Here is a 21,849-nt window from a genome sequence, read left to right as displayed (position 1 = left end):
CCTAAGACCGATCGCCCACTTCCGCAATCAACTGGTCCAAAGACTGCTGCATCTGAGTACAAACCAACTGATAGCATTGATTCACATACTGGCGATCGCTGGCTGCCTCTCGTCCATACCGCTCAAACACAACTGGTGCACAAACCCGGGTATGAATCTGCGCCGGGAGGGGAAAATTCGGCCAAGGTCCAAAAGCAATCCCCCAAGGCAACCCTAAATAAATCGGAAACACTACCGGATCAATCCCAAATAACCAAGGCATTCCCCACTCCTCATGCAACTGGCGCATTTGTTTGTAAATATCCGCCATCACAAACAGGGTGTCATGAGCCCCATAGGAAATAATCGGTACAATTGGCACATTTTCCCGCAGGGCCAACTTAATAAACCCTTGGCGACCGGCAAAATAAATTTTATCCCGCAGGTGATGAGGGCGAAACACATCCTCCGGACCTCCCGGATAAACTAACACCGTTGCCCCCTTTTGCAAGGCGGCGATCGCCATTTTCGGATGCGCCCGGACCGCCCCACATTGGGCCGCTTGCCGAACCACCATCTCAGGAAAGATCTCCCAAACCGTCGGATGCATCAGTCCGTAGGTCAGGCGATCGAACCCTTGACGACAGAACCAATCATACATAAACATAAACATATCCGGTGTCGCGAGTCCGCCATTGTGAGAACCCACCACCAGCATTTTGCCCTCGGGTAAAATATGATGCCATCCGTCGGTTTGCACGCGAAAATAGTGGTGGTACGCCCATTCCCACAGGGGCATAAATGATTGAATCACCTTGGGGTCACGCCGGTCTAACGACCAACCATCATCGGGATGGCGATCGCCCTTTCGTGCGAGGAACCCAGGTGCAAAGAACGATTCCAGGTTGTCAAACAAAGCCTCTCCCAGCCCTTCCATAGCAGAATAGCGCTTTCCAGAATAGTCTGGTCTGGACGCTCTTGACAAATCCAGCAACTCTGTCGCCCCCCGATTCCCCGCCCCTCATCCCGATCCACAATCCTGCGATATCCTCGTCACATCCTCGTCATATCTACCTTTTACATTAAACATAGTCAGCCCTTCAACCCGGTTGAAACGGTCTCAAGCCGTGCTGATGCGAGTCTTGACTTTATGCTAGAACGGTCTATAAAATAGCTAGTCTCCATGTTGGGTCTAACCCGGACATAAAAGCAGGCCGCTTTTTTTCCTGGATTCTTCCCGATTGGTTTCGACGAGCTATATTATCCCGACTGCAAGCAAGAACGCTCGATTTTTAAGGTAATGCAGGAGTTTTGCAGCAGGAGTTATCACCCATGAAAACAACACAGGATCAGTTCAATACCCCCTCAGAACCATTGAAGAATTCTGATCGTCAGGGGTCGGCCCCCGGTTGGCAAAAACCCCTAACCTATTTTTCTATTTTTCTCCTCGGCGCGAGTGCTACCTGGTCCGCTACGCAATTTCTGAATGGACCTAACCTGGTTTCACCTGCGGTGAACGCCGCCTCTCCCGCTCAAGTCCAGGCGGCGAGTCCAGTGGCTCAGGCCAGATTACCCATCACGGACACCAATTTTATTACCAATGTGGTTAACAATGTTGGCCCTGCGGTGGTCCGGATTAATGCTTCCCGGACGGTGACTACCCAAATTCCCGATGCCTTTAACGACCCATTTTTCCGGCAATTTTTTGGGTCCCGATTCCCGAGTGAACCTCAAGAGCGGGTAGAGCGGGGGACGGGTTCTGGATTTATTATTAGTAATGATGGCCAAATTCTCACCAATGCCCATGTGGTTGCCGGTGCGGATACGGTGGAGGTCACTCTCAAAGATGGTCGCTCGTTTACAGGTCAAGTCTTGGGGACGGACTCGGTGACGGATGTGGCGGTGGTGAAAATTGAGGCGAACGATTTGCCGACAGCGGTTGTGGGAGATTCGGAGCAATTGCAACCCGGTGAATGGGCGATCGCCATCGGCAATCCGCTTGGGTTGGATAATACGGTGACGGTTGGCATTATTAGCGGCACCGGGCGATCGGGGTCTCAAGTCGGGGTCCCGGATAAACGGGTGAATTTTATTCAAACTGATGCGGCGATTAATCCCGGTAACTCAGGCGGTCCCTTGCTAAATCAGCGCGGTGAAGTGATTGGCATGAATACCGCGATTATTCAAGGGGCTCAAGGTCTCGGATTTGCAATTCCCATTAATCGCGCTCAAGATATTGCTCAACAATTGATTGCGAATGGGGAAGTTCAACATCCTTATCTCGGCATTCAAATGGTGGAGTTGACTCCAGAACTGAAAAATGAAATTAACAACAATCCCAATTCCGGGTTAACGGTTACCGAAGACAAAGGGATTTTAATTGTCCGAGTCATGCCGGATTCTCCAGCGGTTCGCAGTGGAATCCGCGCCGGTGATGTGATTGTCTCGATTAATGGAGTCCAGATGGCGGATGCCAATACGGTGCAACAGCAAGTGGAACGGACTCGCATTGGGGGCGAATTGCAAATGGAAGTGATTCGCAATGGTCAACCGATGACCTTGGCGGTCCAACCGGGTGCTTTCCCGAACCAAGCGAGTAATTAATTGGCATTCGAGTTACTTACTTATTCCCATCATTTTTCTGGCTCTGTTGTGGAACTGTTTACAAGGCTTCCCAACCGAGCCAATTTTTTTAGGTGTTTGATGTTGATATTGCAGTTTTTTTAACCGGGAATTAAATATTAAGTTTAAATAGGGCCGATCGCTGGTTACGAGCGCTAGAGAAACGGTTGAGAACACTCTGATTAACCTGTTGCCGTCACGACGCGATCGCGTCCTTGGGTCTTCCCCTGATATAACGCCGCATCTGCTGCTTGCATGAGCTTGTTTCCCGTTAACCCATGTTGGGGAAAAACAGCCAAGCCAACGGAAATACTTACATTGGGAAGGTCTTGATCTAAATACGTCAATTTTAGACGTTTAACCTGTTGGCGTAAATGCTCCGCTTGTTGCTGAGTTTTTTCTAAAGAGGCTTCGGGTAAAATGACCATAAACTCCTCTCCCCCATATCGACAAGCAATATCAAGGGCACCACTTTCCGTTTTGAGTAGCCATCCGAGTTCCCGTAAGACGACATCCCCCGCCTCATGTCCGTAGGTATCGTTGAATCCTTTAAAATGGTCAACATCCAGCATGATCAGGCCGAGCGATCGCTCGGTCAGTTGAGCACGACACAGTTCCCGTTCTAAAGATTTGGCTAAATACCGCCGGTTAAACAAACCCGTTAACGGATCGCGAATACACTGTTCATGCAATAACTCTTCCATGAGGTCGGAATGTTCGACGATCGTGTCGAGCATGATTTCTAGGTCTGCCTTTTCGCGAAGCAGGTTCGTCACCAGAAACTGGTACGTGGATTCAGTCTGCTGGCGATCGCGCCGTTCTGCTTCCAATTTTTGCGTCAATTCCGAGACCAAAGCACTCAGGGTCTGTGTATGGAACATCAAGGTCTTTTGGGTACAGAGCAGTTTAGCCTTTTCCTGCTTAAATTTATCAAGTTTCAGTCGCAGTCTTTCCACCTCCCAGAGTAGAGAGGTGTTGGGCTCGGACTCCTCTTCATCGCCTTGATAAAATTTGGTCTTGACACAAGTCAGGTTTCTAGATGGCTCAATTGTCATGACGCGGCACTCCTGTAAACTTTTTGATTATATCTCGAATATAAATCCACTGTCATCCCTTTGACAGATGCCAATTAAAAAAAAATACGCTAGGGATTCTATTCCTGTGCGCCTGATGCCCAATTCTGTCTTTTAAGAACATCATAGTTGGGGTAGCCATCAGCCGTTCGTATATTTTAAACAGCTTTATTAGGGTTGTCATTAATTTTCCGCAAAAGTTGACAAAGCGGCTGATGATTTCCCGGGTTTAAACTCCTCAACTTCCGTTTAACAACTTCCTTGATCATCAGGGACTGCTGTGATGACGCCACCCCCAGAAGCCGGCAATCTTCACTCCAGAGTGGGTGGAGTTGATCGCAAGTAATTCAGCCTCAAGCCAAAGGAAGAGAGAACTGAAACCGGCTGCCTTTTCCCACTTCACTTTCAACTTGCATCTGACCCCCTTGGAGTTCCACTAACCGCCGAGAAATGGCTAGTCCGATGCCGGTGCCATTGCTGCCACTGGACCCGCGCCAGAAGCGATCGAACACATGAGGCAGATCCTCTCGGGGGATACCGGACCCCGTATCAATCACGGCAATCCACAGATAACCTGCACTGGTCCAGGTTCGCAAACAAATCGAACCCCGCGCCGTATGACGCAAGGCATTTCCCAGAAGATTGACCAGCACTTGTTCTAAGCGATCGGGGTCCGCGAGCACTGCCGGGAGTTGAGGAGGACAGTCTAATTGCAACACTAGGTTTTCTTCCAGAATCCAATCGGAAAACCTTTCAATTAAGGTTTCTAACAAAGGACGCACATTCATCCCCTGCAAATCAATCGGCAAATAACCGGCTTCTGCTTTGGAGAGTTCCTGCAAGTCATTGACTAACCGTTCCAGACGCCGAGTTTCTTTGGCCAGACGGTGATAAATCTCGGGGTCCGGTGGAAGAGTTCCATCTTCGAGTTGTTCCAAATTGCCCCGAATAATTGTTAAAGGGGTTCGCAATTCGTGAGTCAAATCACTAATCAGTTCCCGGCGTCGGTGTTCCACATTTTCGATACTGGCTGCCATGCGATTAAAACTGGCGCTGAGGCGATTGAGTTCAGGAATTTCACTGGCAGGCATTCGCTGATGGAGTTCTCCTGCCGCAAATTTTTGGGTGACCCGTTCCATGAGAGTCATGGGTTTGGTAATCCGTTTGGCAACAAAATAACTGAGCAAACCGGCCCCGGTTGTTCCTACAATTACGGACCAAAATGTGCCACGATTCCAGGTCGTTTCAAAGACATCGACTAAAGAAGTGCGGACATAGCGGAGGTTAAATCCTTTGCCTTCAAGTTGTTGAAGGTGAACGATAAACAGGCGGGGGGAGGAGAGTTTGCCGGTAATTACGAGGACGGTCACCCCAACCATTAAGACGAGGAGATGGGACAAAAATAAACGCGATCGCAATCCTATCTTAGCCATTCTTAGCCCTAGTTTTGAGCAACTTTTACCCGGTTTCTGTCCCCATTGATAGGACTTACGCAAACCCAGACAGGGGAAACGCCCGATCGCATTTCGCTGTCCCAGTGGGCGTAACCACCTCGCTTTTGCAGGTGAAGTGCCTCAGTTCTGGGCGGGTTTTCTGACAGACCCTGCCCTGGTGACGGGCGATCGCGATCGGATGCTATTTTAGCGATTTTTAAGGAAAGCCGATGGCGGGATTTGAACCCGCGACCGCCTGATTACGAATCAAGTGCTCTACCACTGAGCTACATCGGCATGACTGACATTAGATGATTGTAGCAGGCTTTTTTTGAGTTGGCTAGAGGGTCTAGCAGATATTTTTCAGGAATTTTTTGAACCGTGACTAGGATGCCGGTCCCGTCAAGGCAAGGCCCCAGTTGAATCCAGCACTTTTTTAGGGAAATCCCTGAGAAAAATCAGGGTGGGATTCCTCGGGCGATCGCCTCAATGGTAGGATTTGGTCTAACCCAGTCCCACAAGTTCACAGCTTGCTGTTGATCCATTGCTAATGTTGACCTTAACCCACCGTTTGCCACCGGATCCCCAGGCGGCAGTCGCCTTGACCCTTTCCCTCACCGCAGGCGATCGCACCCGCAGTCGCCATCGCTTTGAATCCGAGTCAGGAGAAGAGGTTCACCTGAAGTTACCCCGAGGCACTGTCTTGAGTCATGGCGACTGCCTCACCGATGACTCGGGAAACATTATCGTTCTCGTCACCGCCAAACCGGAACCCACCCTGATGGTTACTGCTGATACTCCCCTAGATTTATTACGCGCTGCCTATCATTTAGGAAATCGTCACGTTCCTTTAGAAATTCACCCGAATTATTTACGGTTGACCATTGACCCGGTTTTAAAAGCGATGTTAGAACAATTAGGTCTAACAGTTCAAGAAGAAACCGCTCCCTTTCATCCAGAAATAGGAGCTTATCACTCCCCTCATGGTCATTGATGACGGTCGCAATTTGTCAATTACTGTTAACTTGGCCGCTACAAAATCAACTAAAATTCAAATTTTACCTAATATTATGCTTTAATTTATGGTTACTGATTTTTCATTATTATCCTTATTACAACTGGCAAGTCCTGCCTTACCTGTTGGAGCTTATAGCTATTCTGAAGGGTTAGAAATGTTAGTTGAACGTGGCATTGTCAACAGTGCAGAAACCCTTCAAAATTGGATGGACTGGGAATTGCGAGAAGGGGCGATTTCTTTAGATGGAGCGGTGATGGTGAGAGCCTTAAATGCAGCCTATACCGGAAATTGGGACAAGGTGCAGGAGTGGAATCACTGGTCATCGGCAACCCGAGAAACGGAAGAATTACGGCAACAGAGTTGGCAGATGGGAAATGCATTACTGCGGTTATTGATGAGCCTGTGGGCGGTAGAAGACCGAGTTAAACTCACCGCATTGGGTGAGGAAGATTGTAATTTTGCAGTAGCTTTTGGGATGGCTGCCTCCTATTGGCAGATTCCCCCGGATGTGGCTTTATTGGGATATTTACACAGTTGGGCTTGTAATTTTATTGGGGCTGGAGTGAAACTGATTCCCCTAGGTCAAACGGCGGGGCAACAGCTATTATTTAACTTACAACCCAATCTGGTGACGGCGGTTCAAACGATTTTAAGGATAGAAGATGATGACCTCAGCAGTTGCACTTGGGGGCTTAGTTTAGCCAGTATGCAGCATGAAACTCAATATTCTCGATTGTTTAGGAGTTGAAACTATCGTGGTCATTGGTTGTTTGTCATTTGTCATTTGTCATTTGTCTTTTGTCATTTGTCATTTGGATGAATGACCAACAACCAATGACCAATGACCAGTGACCAACAACCAATGACCAATGACCAATGACCAATGACATAAGACAAAAAACCTGATTATGAGTTCATTTCGTGTTGGAATTGCGGGTCCCGTTGGTTCAGGAAAAACAGCGTTAGTGGATGCGTTGTGTAAGGCGATGCGCGATCGCTATAACTTGGCGGTGGTGACGAATGATATTTACACCCAGGAAGATGCTCAATTTTTGGTGCGATCGCAGGCCCTTGAAAAAGAGCGAATTATGGGGGTAGAAACCGGGGGTTGTCCTCATACGGCGATTCGGGAAGATGCCTCGTTGAATTTAGCTGCGATCGCCCAACTGGAACGGCGATTTTTGACCTTGGATTTGGTCTTTGTCGAAAGTGGCGGTGATAATTTAGCCGCGACTTTTAGCCCGGAATTAGTCGATCTGACGATTTATGTGATTGATGTCGCTGCTGGGGACAAAATTCCTCGCAAGGGAGGGCCAGGAATTACCAAATCGGATTTGTTAGTGATTAATAAAATTGACCTAGCCCCTTTAGTCGGGGCAGATTTGGGGGTGATGGAACGGGATAGCCAAAAAATGCGCGGCAGTCGGCCCTTTACCTTTACCAATTTGAAGACGCAAGAAGGATTGCAAGCCGTGATTGATTTTATTGAGGCTAATCTGGTCTAAAAATTGGCACTTTTGTGCCGGTAATGTAGCGCTATTTGAGGCTGGATTCCGGGGGGCGATCGCATCAGGTGCAATCAACCCCCTGGACTGATGAGTATCTTAACCCAATGCTTACAGGGTATGTTAAGGTCCATAAAGCTACCGTTACCCCTCGACCTCACAATTGTTAGAAATCGCAACATTGTCAAAAATTGGCTCAGACTAGATATCAGAGGTCTCACCATTGAATATTTAAAAATTTTCTGTATCGAGAAATACAATTGTTTGCCGAGAACATCGCTTTAATATCAAGGCTCTGATAGGAGCAAGTCAATACCAGTAGGAGTAGAAAAACAGGATGACTCATCGACTTGGACGGCGTAAATTTCTGCTTTATGGTACCGCTGCCCTCGGAAGCAGCATTTTGCTGAAAGCTTGTACCGAAGCTAATGTACCGGAAACCGATGCAGCAACTCCGGAGGCAGGTGGTGGCGTAGATACGATTAAGGTGGGAATCCTCCATTCCCTCAGTGGCACGATGGCGATTAGCGAACAAAGCGTCGTGGATGCAGAACAGTTGGCGATCGAGGAAATTAACAACGCTGGCGGGGTTCTCGGCAAGAAAATTGAGGCGGTTGTGGAAGATGGGGCATCAGATTGGCCCACCTTTGCGGAAAAAGCTAGAAAACTGATCGATCGGGATCAAGTGGCGACGGTTTTTGGCTGCTGGACATCCGCCTCTCGCAAGGCAGTTTTGCCGGTGTTTGAGACGAGTGGTCATATGTTATGGTATCCCGTGCAGTATGAAGGGCAAGAATGTTCTAAGAACATTTTCTATACTGGGGCGGCCCCCAATCAACAGATTGAGCCCGCCGTGGATTGGCTATTAGAAAATAAAGGTCAGCAATTCTTTCTCGTGGGGTCGGATTATGTCTTTCCCCGGACTGCCAATACGATTATTAAGGCTCAACTGGAAGCCAAAGGGGGTCAAACCGTGGGAGAAGATTATATCCCCCTGGGCGGCACAGAAGTTACCGCGATTATTACCAAAATTCAAGCCGCTTTGCCTGATGGAGGCGTGATTTTTAATACCCTCAATGGCGATAGCAATGTGGCCTTTTTCAAACAGATGCAAGGGGCGGGGTTGACTCCGGACCGATATCCCACCATGTCCGTGAGTATTGCGGAAGAAGAAGTGCGGGCGATCGGGACCGAATATCTCAAAGGCCATTATGCCGCCTGGAATTATTTCCAATCCGTCAATAGCCCAGAAAACCAAAAATTTGTGGAAGCATTTAAGGCCAAATATGGTCAAAATCGGGTGACGAATGACCCAATGGAAGCCGCTTACATTATGGTTTATTTGTGGAAGCAAGCGGTTGAACAAGCCGGAAGTGCCGATGATATTGAGGCAGTCCGTAAAGCCGCTGTGGGACAAACCTTGCAAGCTCCAGGCGGTCTGGTTACCCTCCAAAACAATCATCACCTGTCAAAAACAGTCCGCATCGGAGAAATTGGGGATGATGGAATGTTTAAGATTGTCTCCGAAACCCCAGCCCCGGTTGACCCGATTCCTTGGAATCAATATGTAGCCGATACAAAAGGCTATTCCTGCGACTGGTCAGACCCCTCTAAAGGGGGCAAGTATATGATGTAAAGATTGCCAAGATTTGGTAACAGTAACGTTTAGAGTTTAGAGGGGTAAAGATAAGTCACTGTAAATTTTTTCTGGACCTATTTAAACTCTAAACGGTTACAATTCAAAGGAAATTAAACGCTTTATGGAGATTATTCAATTTAACTATAATGGCACTACTTTTACAGAGCCTGTTTAATGGCCTTAGCATTGGCGCGGTTTTATTAATTGCGGCATTAGGATTAGCCATTGTCTTTGGCATTATGGGTGTGATTAATCTTGCTCATGGTGAATTGATGATGCTGGGAGCCTACACAACATTTGTTGTCCAAAATGTGTTTAGAGGATTTGGAGAACCCTGGTTTGGGTTTTATATTATTGCAGCCCTTCCTCTGGCATTTTTGGTGGCTGGGGCAGCCGGGGTCCTCCTAGAAAGGGGGGTGATTCGCTACCTGTATGGACGACCTTTGGAAACCCTGCTGGCAACCTGGGGGGTGAGTTTAATTTTGCAACAATTGGTCCGCAGTATCAGTTGGCTGATTTGTATTCAAATTGGGGTGTTTTGTCTGCTATTTTTTGGCGGATTATGGGGGGTCAAGCGGCGTCCAGATTTTGAGCGGATTCGCAATTGGGCGATCGCCATTTTGCTGCCTCTTTCTGCTGGAATTGCTGTCGCCGTCGGTTCGATTTTAGGGAATGCCGTGGGATTAGCCCTCACTCAACCCTGGTTTGGGGCCCAAGGGGTGGATGTGACGGCACCGGGTTGGTTGCGTGGGGGGATTCCCATTGGCACGTTCCAATTGCCTTATGTCCGGTTATTTATTATTGCCTTGACCATTGTTTGTGTGGTCGGAATTTACCTGTTTTTGTTGCGATCGCCTTGGGGATTAAGAATTCGGGCGGTGACCCAAAATCGCAGCATGAGTGCTTGTCTGGGAATTCCCACCCAAAAAGTGGATGCCTTAACCTTTGCGATCGGGTCCGGATTAGCTGGAATTGCCGGTTGTGCCATTAGTTTACTCGGTTCCGTGGGACCGAATACGGGCCAAAACTATATTGTGGATGCGTTTATGGTGGTGGTTGTCGGGGGAGTTGGCAAAATTATTGGAACTGTTGTAGCGGCACTGGTCATTGGATTGGTGAACTACCTCATTGGTTCCGGAATTTTCATTTCAATGGTTTCTCCCGACGGGGTTTTATTTGATTTCTTGACCTTTTTTGCCACCACCAGTATGGCAAGAGTGATGGTATTTGTGCTGATTATTCTATTCTTACAACTGCGTCCAGCCGGACTGTTTCCTCAAAAGGGACGCACGGTCGATGCCTAGGTTAAGAGGTCAGTTAAACGAGGTAAAAAAAAACGGCATGAGCAATGATAAATTTCCGGAAAAATGGGAAGAAAACCCTGATAAAGAAAGCTCAGATACTAACAGTTGGATTGACAGATTTATCCGGACAAAGGATAAGGTTAATCAGATAGCAACGCAAAAACCGCGATTATTTGAACTCTCGACGATTGGGGTAGTGGCTTTAATCTTGATTGCCGTTATGCCGCTTGTCTTGTCGGATTTTCGATTGGATTTATTGCATCGGTATTTAGCCTTGGCGATCGTTGCCTTGGGGATTGATTTGATTTGGGGTTATACGGGACTGCTGAGTTTGGGACATGGGATATTTTTTGCTCTGGGGGGATATGCGATCGCCATGCATATCAAATTACAAATTCCTGAAACCGCCAGCAGTCAACTCCCCGACTTCATGGGACTCTATGGAGTAACCGAACTGCCTTGGTTTTGGGGACCCTTTTCATCCTTTCCCTTCACGGCGATCGCCATCCTGTTAATTCCGGGCATCCTCGCCGCCTTTCTCGGGTATCTCGTCTTCCGCAACCGCATCCGAGGCGTCTACTTCTCCATCCTCACCCAAGCCGCTACCATCGTCTTTTTTAACTTCTTCAACGGACAACAAAAACTCTTCAACGGCACCAACGGACTCACCGATTTTCAAACCCTCTTAGGATTTCCCATCTCTAACCCCAACACTCAGTATGGGTTTTATGTGATCACCGTCATCCTATTAGCCGGTTCCTATCTCCTCTGTCGCTGGTTAACCTCGGGACGCTTCGGACGCTTACTGATTGCCATTCGCGATGATGAAAGTCGCGTCCGGTTTTCCGGTTACAATCCCACCGGATATAAAGTTTTAGTCTTTGCCATTTCTGCCGCTTTAGCCGGACTCGGAGGCGCACTTTTTACCCTTAGAGCGGGTATCATTTCCCCTAGAGCAATGGATATTGCCTTTTCCATTGAAATGGTAATTTGGGTTGCCGTAGGCGGTCGAGCTACCTTAATCGGAGCCATCCTCGGAGCCTTATTAGTCAACTATGGAAAAAGTTTTTTAAGCGAACAATTTCCCGAAATTTGGTTGTTTTTCCAAGGCGCACTCTTCCTCATTGTTGTCTTAGTTCTTCCCAATGGCATCGTCGGCTGGTTGCGGACCGAAGCGGGTAATTTCATTCGCATGATTACCGGACGTCCGCGATATGTGATTACCTATCCCAAGTTAGCCGAAGACCCCGAAATTCAACGGGAACGTGAAACCCTAGAACCTTAAACCCATCCACTCCCGATGAGTTGACTCGGGAAATCGTCTAGTCATCCAGTGTTAGAGAGAGAGTCCGTGAACGAGAACATCTTAGAAATTGAAAATTTAACCGTTAGTTTTGACGGATTTAATGCCCTGAACAACTTAACTTTCACCATGAATACGGGAGAGTTGCGGGTGATTATTGGTCCTAATGGTGCCGGAAAAACCACCTTTTTAGATGTGATTACCGGAAAAGTCAAACCCACCCTAGGAAAAGTCTTCTTTAAAGGGCGAAACCTGCGGAAATATTCTGAAGATACAATCGCTCGATTTGGCATTGGTCGCAAATTTCAAACCCCACGGGTTTACCTGAATCTTACCCCTCGGGAAAATTTAGAAATTTCCTGCAATCGGAATAAAAATGTATTTCAGACCTTATTGAAACCCACTCCAGCATCGGAGCATAATACGGTCAAAACCCTCCTGGAAACCATCGGTTTAGTCGCTAAAGCGGATATTGCCTCGGGATTACTCTCCCACGGGGAAAAACAATGGCTAGAAATTGGAATGTTGCTGGCGCAATCTCCCGATTTATTATTAGTTGATGAACCCGTGGCGGGATTGACCGATGAAGAAACCGCCCTCACCGGAGAATTACTAATTTCCTTGGCCCAAAGTCATTCAATTATTGTGATTGAACATGATATGGAATTCGTGCGGCAAATTGCCCGCAAAGTCACGGTATTGCATGAGGGTTCGGTCCTCTGTGAAGGGAGTATTGAAGAGGTCCAAAATGACCCCAAAGTGATTCAAGTCTATTTGGGCAGTACCGAGGAACATGAATAAAAAACTAACCTACTGAAAGAGTTGAAGTTCGGAAACCTCGGCCTGATACCCATCCAGTTTTTAAAAGCCCAGTATGAATTGCGACAGCATAGGGAGCCTACCTGTCCAGCAGTCGTTGGCGCGTCTATCAAGCCGAAAACTCCACTGTGCAAGGGCTACAGTCGTTTTTGTCCGCTCTAAACCGATATCGTGAAAACCGCCCGGTCTTAAAGGGAGCAGTAATTTCAGCGCAGGAGGGAACCGCAAATTTACTCTGAGTCTTGGCCCGTAGCGGCGTTCCCCCTGCGCTACAGGCTTTCTTCCAAGGTTCGCCGTTCCCTTGACATATAAAAAATATATAGATATGATATAAAAAATATCAGGTGATGGAAAGGAGTAAAAAAGTTGAATAAAAAAACTTTAATTTCTTTAAATTTATCCGTAACTGAATTAGAATTGCTCAATTATTTGAGTGAAAAAAAGGAAATGAGCAAATCTGCCGTCCTGCGTCAGGCATTAAGGATGATAGGAGTAATTGAGGAACGGCTGGAACGAGGCGATAAACTTTATTTTGAATCTTTAGAACAAGATAAATCTGAAGTCTTGATTTTGTAAAACTTTCTGGGAGGATGTACCTAGCATGAGGGACATAGAGTGAGTGTAAAACTATTATTATTTAGGGTTCAAGACCAAAAAGCTGTAGAGGCAGAGTTACTCCCCTTATCTATTGTTCATTTGAACCACTTTCAGCAAAAATGGAATCCGAGGCTTCAACCTTCTAGTGAAGAAGATAGCCATTGGGATTGGGTAAAAAAGTATCAAGCAATAAGCAGGCTGGCTAATTACGAAGGGTACGCCATTGAGTGCGAACTTATGACGGAAGGTTTGATGTTGTTAGAAATTGACTATCACCGCTCTCGATTAGAACGGAACAAAAATTTAGTTTATGTGGATTATTTAGCAACAGCTCCTTGGAATCGTCCTTCTATCCAAAGCCCACCTAAATACCGGGGCGTGGGTACAGCTATGATTACGTTTGCCGTGCAACGCAGTATAGAGTTAGAATATAAAGGGAGGGTCGGTTTACACGCTTTACCGGAAGCAGAAAGATTTTACAAGAATCAGCTTAACATGGTTAATTTTGGCCCCGATGAAAGGTATGAAAATCTTACCTATTTTGAATTTTCTAAAGAGGAGGCTTTAAAGATAGTGAAACTCAGCTAGTTATTTCAGTCCAATGATTCTCAACTCAAGAATAGGAGAAAAATTAGTGAATAAACAATATGGAGAAGCCTGGTTAAAATGGGCGATTCAAGTTGAAGAGGAAGCGGGGTGCGATATCAATGCTGGATTAGGTCCTCAAGAACATCCGCTAACCCAGAAACCCGGCGATCAACCCATGAACGATCAATATGGAGAAGCTCGGTTAAAATGGGCGATTCAAGTTGAAGAGGAAGCCGGGTGCGATATCAGTGCTGGATTAGGTGCTGAAGAACATCTACTAACCCAGAAATCAGGCGATCAAGCCGGGGAGATGAACCAGAGAAAACAGAGGCAGATCAAACCGAAACTGCGCTCCCCTGAAATGGATACTAAATTGATTTAATGTCATACGAAAGTCCAGGGATGAAACTCTATTTACTTAAATCGGGGGACAATTTTTCTGTTTGATGCTAATCAATCATGAGACGCAAAGATAGGCGTCTCTATTTATGTAAAAATTAATTAGAGAGCAGCATAATGAGTCCAACTAATCCAGCGATCGCATTAGAAAACCCCCTCACTGCATCCCATCGGATGCTACAAGTATCCGGGTTGAATGTTTATTATGGGGAAAGTCACATTTTACGAGATGTAGATTTGAGCGTATCCCCGGGACAAATGGTCTGCCTGATTGGCCGGAATGGGGTCGGTAAAACGACTCTGTTAAAAACGATTATGGGATTACTGCAACCTCGGAAGGGACAAATCTATTTAGAGGGGCAACCCATCATCGATAAATCGAGCGATCGCCGTGCTAAAATGGGCATCGGTTATGTCCCCCAAGGGCGGGAAATTATTCCCCGGTTGACGGTAAAAGAAAATTTAATTTTGGGCTTAGAAGCGCGACCCACTCGGCCTAAAACTCCGGAAATTTCTGATGAAATCTTCGAGTTATTTCCGGTTTTAAACCAAATGTTGAATCGGATGGGGGGAGATTTGAGTGGGGGACAACAACAACAACTAGCGATCGCCCGCGCCTTGATGGGAAATCCTCGCTTACTCATCCTCGATGAACCCACGGAAGGCATCCAACCTTCGATTATTTTAGAAATTGAAGCGGCAGTGCGTCGGATTATCCAAACCAAAGGCATTTCAGTCCTGCTAGTAGAACAGCATTTGCATTTTGTTCGAGAAGCCGATTGGTATTATGCCATGCAAAAAGGAGGAATTGTTGCCTCGGGTTCCACTGAAGAACTCAGCAATGAAGTCATTCAACGATTCCTAGCGGTTTAATCAGAAACTCGGTTTTTTACAGGCTATGACAACCGAATTTCTTGTCAAACTACACGCTATAGTAGAATTTATAGCGGTTCCTGGACTCATGAGGTACAGATATTTATAGGAGTGCGTAAAGCCTGCGGCATAGCTCCGCTTACCGCGTAGCGTGCCGTAGCATCACATCTTGCTCGCTAGGGAGGATAGCGAGCAAGATGCTCGCACTCCCAAAACGTACCTCATAACTATGGGAACCGCTATAATGTAACCTGAATCCGAGAATTTGTGAGTAATAGTCAGACTGAAAATCAACCCGTTAAAGGATGGCATGGCAGCTTAGAATTAGCCTACGCTCAATCTGGAAATGCTACTCAGGTAGCATCAGCAAAAGTTACAGCACCCCTCAAGATTCAGCGACCCTTTTATCCCGAAGGGGAAGGGGTTTGTCATAGCGTCATTCTGCATACCGCTGGGGGAATTGTGGGCGGTGATTCCCTGGGACAATCGATCCATCTCCAGGAGAATGCTCATGCTTTAATTACCACAGCAGCGGCAGCTAAAATTTATCGCAGTATGGGTGAAGTTGCACGGCAAACTATTCAGATTCAGGTGGACTCTGGCGCTTGTTGTGAATGGCTTCCCCAGGAAAGTATTATTTTTAATGGGGCAATTTATCGCCAAAATTTACGCATTGAATTAGCGCAGGATGCCCGCTTTTTGTTGTGGGAAATTAACCGATTTGGACGGAGTGCCCGGGGGGAAACGTTTGTCCAGGGAGAGTGGCGATCGCACACGGAAATCTGGCAACAGGGTCGTCCCCTGTGGATCGATCGCCAACATCTCAACGGCAGTGAATCCTCCGTTGCCTCCAACTCGGCTTTAGCCGGTTTCCCCATTGTGGCAACCCTCGCCTGGATTGGGGACCCAGTGACCCCGGAACTGGTCCAGGAAGCGCGATCGCTGTGGGAGGCGCGTTCCAGTTCCTCCCTGGGTGAAACTGGCGTCACCAGGCTCCCTCACGGATTATTATGTCGATATCGTGGATCTTCGACCCCAGAAGTGCGAAACTGGTTTAGCGAAGTTTGGCAACTCCTGCGCCTGAGTTTTATAGGCCGTCCGAGTTGTCCTCCGCGAGTTTGGCCGATTTGAAGGATTTATTATGCAACTTTCTCCCCAAGAAAAAGACAAATTATTGATTTTTACCGCAGCGTTAGTTGCCGAACGTCGTAAAAATCGGGGCTTACTTTTAAATTACCCTGAAGCTGTCGCCTATATTTCTGCTGCTATTTTAGAAGGGGCGAGAGATGGCCGAACCGTCGCTGATTTGATGAGCTATGGTGCCACCTTACTCACCCGAGAGGAAGTCATGGAAGGCGTCCCGGAAATGGTGGCGGAAGTGCAGGTGGAAGCGACGTTCCCCGATGGCACAAAATTGGTGACGGTTCACAATCCAATTCGGTAAGTTGAACTGATTTAATCTGAAATACTACAGGGTAGAGGTGATGATGATTCCCGGAGAAATTATTGTTAAAACTGGAGAAATTGAGTTAAATGCGGGGCGAAAAACCGTCCGGTTGCAAGTCGCTAATGCGGGCGATCGCCCGATTCAAGTTGGCTCCCATTTTCATTTTTTTGAAGTCAATGAAGCCTTGAATTTTGACCGGGATGCCGCCCGAGGAATGCACCTGGATATTCCCGCAGGAACTGCGGTGCGATTTGAACCGGGAGATGAGCGAGAGGTGGAATTAGTTCCCTTTGTCGGCAGTCGTCAGGTGTATGGCTTTAATGGTCAAATTAATGGACCCCTGGATTCCTAAAGCTCAAAGTCTGTAACCGTCACTACTACCATTGTTAAGAATTTCTTTTAAAGTGGAAAGAATCCTCAATGTCCCCCTGGTTCTTGCGGGAGTTAGGGGGAGAAAGTGGGGATGAATTTCCTCTAAAACTAGAAAAATATAACTCATGATAGATGTAAACTCGACGACACCGATTCATCAGGTTGTGATTGTGGGGGGTGGATTTGGAGGGCTGTATGCCGCCCAGTCCCTCGGGCGTGCTCCCGTCCAAGTCACCCTGATTGATAAACGGAATTTTCATTTATTTCAACCCCTGCTTTATCAAGTGGCAACGGGAACTCTTTCCCCGGCAGATATTGCCTCTCCCTTGCGTGGGGTGCTCAGTAAAAATAAGAATACCAAAGTGCTGCTGGAAGAAGCGGTGGATATTGACCCAAAACAGCAAACATTGAAGTTGTTAGGGGAAGAAATTCGGTATGATACGTTAATTGTTGCCACGGGAGTGAGTCATCATTATTTTGGAAATGACCACTGGGAAGACAAAGCGCCGGGGTTAAAAACGGTGGAAGATGCCTTAGAAATGCGGAGACGAATTTTCATGGCATTTGAAGCCGCAGAAAAGGAAACGGACCCGGAAAAACGTCAAGCTTGGTTAACCTTTGCGATCGCAGGCGGAGGACCGACCGGGGTGGAATTAGCCGGGGCGATCGCTGAACTGGCTCATAATACCTTAAAAGAAGATTTTCGCAATATTAACACCACAGAAGCGAAAATTTTACTGTTAGAAGGGATGGATAGAATTCTCCCTCCCTATCCTCCAGAACTGTCCGTAAAAGCTGAAAAATCTTTACATGAATTAGGGGTAACTGTCCAAACCAATAGTTTGGTTATCAATGTCACGGAGGATGCAGTCACAGTGCGACGCGGTGACACAGAGGAAATCATTCCCACGCGCACTTTATTATGGGCGGCAGGGGTGAAAGCGTCGGGACTGGGTGAAATTTTAGCTGAACGGACGGGAGTGGAACGCGATCGCGCTGGACGGGTGATTGTGGAACCCGATTTAAGTTTACCGGGATATTCTAATATTTTTGCGATCGGGGATTTGGCGCATTTTGCTCATCAAGATGGCAAACCTTTACCCGGGGTTGCGCCGGTGGCGATGCAGCAAGGGGAATATGTGGCGAAGGTGATTCAACACCGTTTTAAGCAGAAGGAATATCCGCCCTTTCATTATGTAGATTTTGGCAGTTTAGCGGTGATTGGACGTCATGCAGCGGTGGTGGATTTAGGATTTATTCAATTTTCTGGGTTTATTGCATGGCTATTTTGGGTGTTTGTGCATATTTATTTCTTGATTGAATTTGACAATAAATTAGTAGTGATGATTCAATGGGGTTGGAACTATTTTACCCGCAAACGGGGAGCCCGATTAATTACGGGAGAAGAGGCCAAAATGTTAATTGAAATTGATGGTCGAGGGGACTATCATCTCCCGGAACCGGAAAAAGAAACCCTGGAAGTATAAGCTGGAACCTCGATTCAGATGGTAAGCAGATGGTGAGGGAGCAGAAACGGGGGAAATGAACCGAAAAGCAGGCGATCGCAAGATTACCCTGAGCCACCCTATAAGCAGGGCGATCGCCCTCTTTTCAAAAAACAATTTTATCCACAATCTCCATCGGTTCATCATCCTCGGATAAAATATCCAGCAACCCATCCAGTTCGGTAATTTCTAACAGATACATCACCGATCCTTTCAGGTTACACAAGCTTAAACGGCGGCCTGTTTTTTTAGCCAGTTGATTGGCGGTGATTAATGCCATGAGTCCGGAATGACTCACCGTCGTGACTTCCCCTAAATCAATAAACCAGCGATTGTATTTTTCCCAGGCTAAACGAGCAATATTTTGTTGAAGCATTGCCGATGCTTTTAAGTCTAAATTCCCTTGGGGCTGAAGGACTACGTTCATACAAATTTCCTCTGTCGATCGGTATGTTCTTTAGAATCGGCGCGAGTTTACGGGTTCACGCCCCTTTCTAACTCTGCGTAAAAATACGAATGGTTTCCCCTGACTTCTTGTCAATATCCGTGATTTTGCGGTGATCTTGTGTGATGCAGAAACCTAGAAACAGCGATCATTTGGCAGAATTTCGGTGATCCAAATCACTGACAAGTTGTAGATTCTCACATAATAGATGGGGTAATCCCAGCCTAGCAAGGCACTGCCACAATGAGGCCCTGGGAATCCGTCAACCCCCTGACTGTTTAACAGGATTGGGGTTGGACTTCAATCCGTCAGAATTTCCCCACAATTGCGGGGATGGCGTCGGGAAGCAGTTCCTACTCCTCTCTACAGTTTTTGGGACAGAGTACCCACCGCCTATTCTACTTCTTTGGTCGGGCGGATAAGTGTTACTCAGCTATAGCAGTCCTATCTCAGTTGTGGAAGACCCTCACCCCCAACCCCTCTCCCAGAACGGGAGAGGGGAGCAAGAAATGTTACAAATCATTTAGGATTGCTATATCAGGAGATTGCAAAAAGCCGGTTTATTTTTCCATAAACCGGCTTTTTGGCTGAATTATTGAGTGAAATCCCATCAAAGAATAGTGAAAAATGTGATAATTTGACTCGGGTTAGAGTCGCTTGGATTATTTTTAAATAGAGTCTTGAAATTTCGAGGGCTTAATCGACTACGCGAATTAACCCCTGGTGGATGAGGTCGAATACCTGGTTGATTTTATACCAATCGGCCTCGCCGATCGCCTCTCTCGATAGCAAACCCGACATCAAGAGTTGTTGATCCAAACGAGTAATCTGACGACATTTAAAAATTCTTTCGAGGATTTCATCCGTTGATATGGGCGTTCTCTGGGTGGTTGTATGCAGGGTTTCCCCGTAAGTCATAGTTGTTTAGAAAAACTCTACGGTTTCAAGTATGAAGTTTGTTGAAGAAAGCGGTGGCGATCGCCAGCATACAAAACCTATGAGGTTGATCAGGTCATCGCAGAGATCTCGATCATTGACATTTACAAATGAAGGAGGTAATCACCAAGTGAGGGGTTTGACCCCCCACTTTATGGGGTGAGTACAAAACCTGTTAACTTCAGGCGGTTTTCATAGACCTTTGAATACCAGATTCCGGATCACTCCTGACCCAGAAGTTACAGGATTAGGTGGCAAGGCGCAGAGTGCGATCGCCGATGGGAATGGACGGGACTCGTCCTCCCCCAAAATAAATCCGTTGAAAATAGCGATCGTACTGAGTGCCATTTCTGAGACGATTAATTTTCACCCCACTGTAACCGCCTCGCGGGGTAGAATGAATGAATTGGGAATTGCCAATATAAATCCCCACATGAGTCGCTAACCGGCGATTTTCACTGAAAAAAACTAAATCCCCCGGTTGTAATTCATTGAGGTTTTGCAACGTTTCAGCCACAAGTTGAGAATAGAGTTGTTGCTGATAGGCATCCCGGGGTAAGTAAAAATTTCCCTCACGAAAAACTGTCTGGACGAATCCGCTACAGTCGAGACGATTCCCGACTGTTCCCCCCCATAAATAGCGACCCCCTCCATATTTTTTCTCGGGCATAAATTGTTGGGCCAGTTGAATTAAAGGAGTTTTATCGGAGATTAGTTGAGGAGAAATTACTTGGCGATTAGACAATTCTAGGAGGCGATTATCGGGTAAGCTAACGGTGATTTTATACCCGGAAGTTTCTTGAGGAACTAAGGGGAGACGGGTTCCTAAATAGAGGGTTTGGGGTTGGGAAATCGTCTCGGTGAGTTGGACTTTTGGAGCATTAATCCAAGCCTCAAAAGTCGGGCGATCGCATTCTAGTAAATCTTGCCGTTGAATCCAAGCCAGATATCCATCATCTTCGATTCTGACTCGGGCAAATTTGCCGTCAGGACTATAGTCTAATAGCTTAACCGCCGTTCCCATCCGCACTTGGGTGGCTAAGTCTCCAATTTCTAGGGTCGGTTTGGTATAGAGATTGCTAAAAGCTTTGACCGTAATCCCATAATCTAAATCAACATCAGAATAGGGGAAAATGGCCAAATGGGATTCAGCCCCATGCGGGAAACTTTCCGCAGCTAATCCTTCAATTAAGTTGCGTTCTTGGGCGGTTAAAACCTTTCCCGTTATAACCGGAATTTTGCCACTGGAAGTAATGCTAACTTCAAACACTGTATCTCGGTTAATTCGAGCATAAGGTTCCAATCGGGTAATCGTTCCAGACTGTTGAGGAGAAATATCAAAAAAGACTTGGCGGCGATGGAATTGCTGTTGTAAAAGCTGTTCCATCTGCGGGGTCAATTGATTCACAAAATTTTGGATATCGGCGGAAACGGCTTGTCCCGGGCTCGATAAACTGATGGCGAGGAAAAAGGTTAATAATCCGATCCAAAAAGAGGGGATTGTGAACTTAAATAGGTTAGATTTCATCGTGATTCTGTTGTGTTGTAACCGCAACGGAAGGCCCATGCCTAGCCATTGTTTCAACCCCTCACTCGCAAATCCGGATAGTCTATTTCTGAGTGGGGTGGGAGTCGCCTCTGTGGGAACGAAGCTTCCCTCGCTATAGCCTTCTCTTAACTGTTGTGAGTCATAACGGTTAGTGGCGAGATTGCCCAGATTTCCTAATGAGTTTAGGCTGCATCCGAAGGCCGATCGCGCTTATTCTCAATTGGGAAATTCGGTGAGTATTAATTGGGGTAGAAGCGGTGGTGCGATCGCTGATTTTAAATCTAACTGGCGGTGAACCCGGGAGGAAGTATAGCCCGGATGAATCCAGTGGCTAGGAAATAGGGATTGAGGGGTTTTACCCTTGGGGAGGACTGGCAGTCCGGGAGAGTCATGAATCATTCTTAAAGTGAATAGAAAATTCGATTCAATTCGGTTTGGAGAGA

At 46.8% G+C, this 21,849-nt stretch carries 23 protein-coding genes and 1 tRNA gene; 16 read left to right on the top strand and 8 right to left on the bottom strand.

Translation table 11 applies throughout. From position 1 onward, the window contains the following. Nucleotide 1: 1 nt before the first annotated feature. A complete protein-coding gene (locus NG833_RS15080) occupies nucleotides 2-916 on the bottom strand; it encodes a glycerol acyltransferase (protein WP_254566103.1) in 915 nt (304 codons plus the stop codon). 395 nt (nucleotides 917-1,311) lie between these two features. Here NG833_RS15080 and NG833_RS15075 point away from each other — a divergent pair, with 395 nt between their 5' ends. Further along, the gene (locus NG833_RS15075; RefSeq protein WP_254566102.1) at nucleotides 1,312-2,583 is read left to right on the top strand and encodes an HhoA/HhoB/HtrA family serine endopeptidase; all 1,272 of its coding nucleotides are present in this window, start codon (nucleotides 1,312-1,314) and stop codon (nucleotides 2,581-2,583) included. A gap of 200 nt (nucleotides 2,584-2,783) precedes the next feature. Here NG833_RS15075 and NG833_RS15070 read toward each other — a convergent pair whose 3' ends face one another. The 3 genes from NG833_RS15070 to NG833_RS15060 all read right to left on the bottom strand — a co-directional run bounded on the left by NG833_RS15070 (nucleotide 2,784) and on the right by NG833_RS15060 (nucleotide 5,404). Further along, nucleotides 2,784-3,656, bottom strand: coding sequence for a GGDEF domain-containing protein (locus NG833_RS15070; protein ID WP_254566101.1), 873 nt, complete (start codon nucleotides 3,654-3,656; stop codon nucleotides 2,784-2,786). 371 nt (nucleotides 3,657-4,027) lie between these two features. Next, nucleotides 4,028-5,107: a cell wall metabolism sensor histidine kinase WalK gene (locus NG833_RS15065; protein ID WP_254566100.1), complete on the bottom strand. Its 1,080-nt coding sequence runs from the start codon at nucleotides 5,105-5,107 to the stop codon at nucleotides 4,028-4,030. A gap of 225 nt (nucleotides 5,108-5,332) precedes the next feature. Next, nucleotides 5,333-5,404: transfer RNA gene (locus NG833_RS15060), tRNA-Thr, on the bottom strand. Between the two features lie 253 nt (nucleotides 5,405-5,657). Between NG833_RS15060 and ureE the strand changes: the two genes are divergently transcribed. The 15 genes from ureE (at nucleotide 5,658) to NG833_RS14985 (ending at nucleotide 18,458) form a co-directional block, all read left to right on the top strand. After that, the gene (gene ureE / locus NG833_RS15055; RefSeq protein ID WP_254566099.1) at nucleotides 5,658-6,101 is read left to right on the top strand and encodes an urease accessory protein UreE; all 444 of its coding nucleotides are present in this window, start codon (nucleotides 5,658-5,660) and stop codon (nucleotides 6,099-6,101) included. Nucleotides 6,102-6,189: 88 nt separating this feature from the next. Next, nucleotides 6,190-6,873 carry an urease accessory protein UreF gene (locus NG833_RS15050; RefSeq protein ID WP_254566098.1) on the top strand — a complete coding sequence of 228 codons (684 nt, stop codon included), beginning with the start codon at nucleotides 6,190-6,192 and terminating at the stop codon, nucleotides 6,871-6,873. Nucleotides 6,874-7,033: 160 nt separating this feature from the next. Next, nucleotides 7,034-7,630, top strand: coding sequence for an urease accessory protein UreG (ureG, locus tag NG833_RS15045; protein WP_254566097.1), 597 nt, complete (start codon nucleotides 7,034-7,036; stop codon nucleotides 7,628-7,630). 337 nt (nucleotides 7,631-7,967) lie between these two features. Beyond that, complete coding sequence (urtA, locus tag NG833_RS15040) at nucleotides 7,968-9,266, top strand: urea ABC transporter substrate-binding protein (RefSeq protein ID WP_254566096.1); 1,299 nt, start codon at nucleotides 7,968-7,970, stop codon at nucleotides 9,264-9,266. A gap of 149 nt (nucleotides 9,267-9,415) precedes the next feature. Beyond that, entirely contained in the window at nucleotides 9,416-10,573 is a 1,158-nt protein-coding gene (gene urtB / locus NG833_RS15035) for an urea ABC transporter permease subunit UrtB (protein ID WP_254566095.1), read from the top strand. A gap of 37 nt (nucleotides 10,574-10,610) precedes the next feature. Beyond that, nucleotides 10,611-11,858, top strand: a complete 1,248-nt coding sequence (urtC, locus tag NG833_RS15030) for an urea ABC transporter permease subunit UrtC (protein WP_254566094.1) — start codon at nucleotides 10,611-10,613, stop codon at nucleotides 11,856-11,858. A gap of 66 nt (nucleotides 11,859-11,924) precedes the next feature. Then, on the top strand, nucleotides 11,925-12,677 hold the full coding sequence (urtD, locus tag NG833_RS15025; RefSeq protein WP_254566093.1) for an urea ABC transporter ATP-binding protein UrtD: 753 nt from the start codon (nucleotides 11,925-11,927) through the stop codon (nucleotides 12,675-12,677). Nucleotides 12,678-13,061: 384 nt separating this feature from the next. After that, entirely contained in the window at nucleotides 13,062-13,271 is a 210-nt protein-coding gene (locus NG833_RS15020; RefSeq protein ID WP_254566092.1) for a hypothetical protein, read from the top strand. Nucleotides 13,272-13,310: 39 nt separating this feature from the next. Beyond that, nucleotides 13,311-13,880: a GNAT family N-acetyltransferase gene (locus NG833_RS15015; protein WP_254566091.1), complete on the top strand. Its 570-nt coding sequence runs from the start codon at nucleotides 13,311-13,313 to the stop codon at nucleotides 13,878-13,880. Nucleotides 13,881-13,926: 46 nt separating this feature from the next. Then, nucleotides 13,927-14,262: a hypothetical protein gene (locus tag NG833_RS15010; protein ID WP_254566090.1), complete on the top strand. Its 336-nt coding sequence runs from the start codon at nucleotides 13,927-13,929 to the stop codon at nucleotides 14,260-14,262. Nucleotides 14,263-14,453: 191 nt separating this feature from the next. Beyond that, nucleotides 14,454-15,152: an urea ABC transporter ATP-binding subunit UrtE gene (gene urtE, locus NG833_RS15005; RefSeq protein ID WP_254566126.1), complete on the top strand. Its 699-nt coding sequence runs from the start codon at nucleotides 14,454-14,456 to the stop codon at nucleotides 15,150-15,152. A gap of 267 nt (nucleotides 15,153-15,419) precedes the next feature. Next, the gene (locus NG833_RS15000) at nucleotides 15,420-16,283 is read left to right on the top strand and encodes an urease accessory protein UreD (RefSeq protein ID WP_254566089.1); all 864 of its coding nucleotides are present in this window, start codon (nucleotides 15,420-15,422) and stop codon (nucleotides 16,281-16,283) included. Between the two features lie 10 nt (nucleotides 16,284-16,293). Next, a complete protein-coding gene (ureA, locus tag NG833_RS14995) occupies nucleotides 16,294-16,596 on the top strand; it encodes an urease subunit gamma (protein WP_254566088.1) in 303 nt (100 codons plus the stop codon). Between the two features lie 43 nt (nucleotides 16,597-16,639). Next, nucleotides 16,640-16,951, top strand: a complete 312-nt coding sequence (locus NG833_RS14990) for an urease subunit beta (protein WP_254566125.1) — start codon at nucleotides 16,640-16,642, stop codon at nucleotides 16,949-16,951. A 145-nt stretch (nucleotides 16,952-17,096) separates the two neighbouring features. Further along, nucleotides 17,097-18,458, top strand: coding sequence for an NAD(P)/FAD-dependent oxidoreductase (locus tag NG833_RS14985; RefSeq protein ID WP_254566087.1), 1,362 nt, complete (start codon nucleotides 17,097-17,099; stop codon nucleotides 18,456-18,458). A 124-nt stretch (nucleotides 18,459-18,582) separates the two neighbouring features. On the opposite strand, the gene NG833_RS14980 is transcribed toward NG833_RS14985, so the two are convergent. From NG833_RS14980 to NG833_RS14965, 4 genes are all read right to left on the bottom strand, one after another. Beyond that, the gene (locus tag NG833_RS14980) at nucleotides 18,583-18,903 is read right to left on the bottom strand and encodes an STAS domain-containing protein (RefSeq protein WP_254566086.1); all 321 of its coding nucleotides are present in this window, start codon (nucleotides 18,901-18,903) and stop codon (nucleotides 18,583-18,585) included. Nucleotides 18,904-19,617: 714 nt separating this feature from the next. Beyond that, the gene (locus NG833_RS14975) at nucleotides 19,618-19,839 is read right to left on the bottom strand and encodes a hypothetical protein (RefSeq protein WP_254566085.1); all 222 of its coding nucleotides are present in this window, start codon (nucleotides 19,837-19,839) and stop codon (nucleotides 19,618-19,620) included. Between the two features lie 265 nt (nucleotides 19,840-20,104). Then, on the bottom strand, nucleotides 20,105-21,385 hold the full coding sequence (locus NG833_RS14970) for a C40 family peptidase (RefSeq protein ID WP_254566084.1): 1,281 nt from the start codon (nucleotides 21,383-21,385) through the stop codon (nucleotides 20,105-20,107). A gap of 237 nt (nucleotides 21,386-21,622) precedes the next feature. Beyond that, nucleotides 21,623-21,805, bottom strand: coding sequence for a hypothetical protein (locus tag NG833_RS14965; protein WP_254566083.1), 183 nt, complete (start codon nucleotides 21,803-21,805; stop codon nucleotides 21,623-21,625). Nucleotides 21,806-21,849 lie beyond the last annotated feature (44 nt).

The organism is Oscillatoria sp. HE19RPO (assembly GCF_024220515.1).
Taxonomy (GTDB): Bacteria; Cyanobacteriota; Cyanobacteriia; order Cyanobacteriales; family Laspinemataceae; genus Laspinema.
The sequence above is the reverse complement of the archived record's forward strand: the minus strand, read 5'-3'. Positions and strand labels throughout refer to the sequence as shown.

Coding starts and splice junctions, on each gene's coding strand:
- NG833_RS15065 (WP_254566100.1), bottom strand. CDS start 5,107: ATGGCTAAGATAGGATTGCGATCGCGTTTATTTTTGTCCCATCTCCTC.
- ureG (WP_254566097.1), top strand. CDS start 7,034: ATGAGTTCATTTCGTGTTGGAATTGCGGGTCCCGTTGGTTCAGGAAAA.
- NG833_RS14965 (WP_254566083.1), bottom strand. CDS start 21,805: ATGATTCATGACTCTCCCGGACTGCCAGTCCTCCCCAAGGGTAAAACC.
- NG833_RS15050 (WP_254566098.1), top strand. CDS start 6,190: ATGGTTACTGATTTTTCATTATTATCCTTATTACAACTGGCAAGTCCT.
- NG833_RS15075 (WP_254566102.1), top strand. CDS start 1,312: ATGAAAACAACACAGGATCAGTTCAATACCCCCTCAGAACCATTGAAG.
- urtA (WP_254566096.1), top strand. CDS start 7,968: ATGACTCATCGACTTGGACGGCGTAAATTTCTGCTTTATGGTACCGCT.
- NG833_RS14975 (WP_254566085.1), bottom strand. CDS start 19,839: ATGACTTACGGGGAAACCCTGCATACAACCACCCAGAGAACGCCCATA.
- NG833_RS15080 (WP_254566103.1), bottom strand. CDS start 916: ATGGAAGGGCTGGGAGAGGCTTTGTTTGACAACCTGGAATCGTTCTTT.
- ureE (WP_254566099.1), top strand. CDS start 5,658: ATGTTGACCTTAACCCACCGTTTGCCACCGGATCCCCAGGCGGCAGTC.
- NG833_RS14970 (WP_254566084.1), bottom strand. CDS start 21,385: ATGAAATCTAACCTATTTAAGTTCACAATCCCCTCTTTTTGGATCGGA.
- NG833_RS15070 (WP_254566101.1), bottom strand. CDS start 3,656: ATGACAATTGAGCCATCTAGAAACCTGACTTGTGTCAAGACCAAATTT.
- NG833_RS14990 (WP_254566125.1), top strand. CDS start 16,640: ATGATTCCCGGAGAAATTATTGTTAAAACTGGAGAAATTGAGTTAAAT.
- NG833_RS14985 (WP_254566087.1), top strand. CDS start 17,097: ATGATAGATGTAAACTCGACGACACCGATTCATCAGGTTGTGATTGTG.
- urtB (WP_254566095.1), top strand. CDS start 9,416: ATGGCACTACTTTTACAGAGCCTGTTTAATGGCCTTAGCATTGGCGCG.
- ureA (WP_254566088.1), top strand. CDS start 16,294: ATGCAACTTTCTCCCCAAGAAAAAGACAAATTATTGATTTTTACCGCA.
- NG833_RS14980 (WP_254566086.1), bottom strand. CDS start 18,903: ATGAACGTAGTCCTTCAGCCCCAAGGGAATTTAGACTTAAAAGCATCG.
- urtE (WP_254566126.1), top strand. CDS start 14,454: ATGCTACAAGTATCCGGGTTGAATGTTTATTATGGGGAAAGTCACATT.
- urtC (WP_254566094.1), top strand. CDS start 10,611: ATGAGCAATGATAAATTTCCGGAAAAATGGGAAGAAAACCCTGATAAA.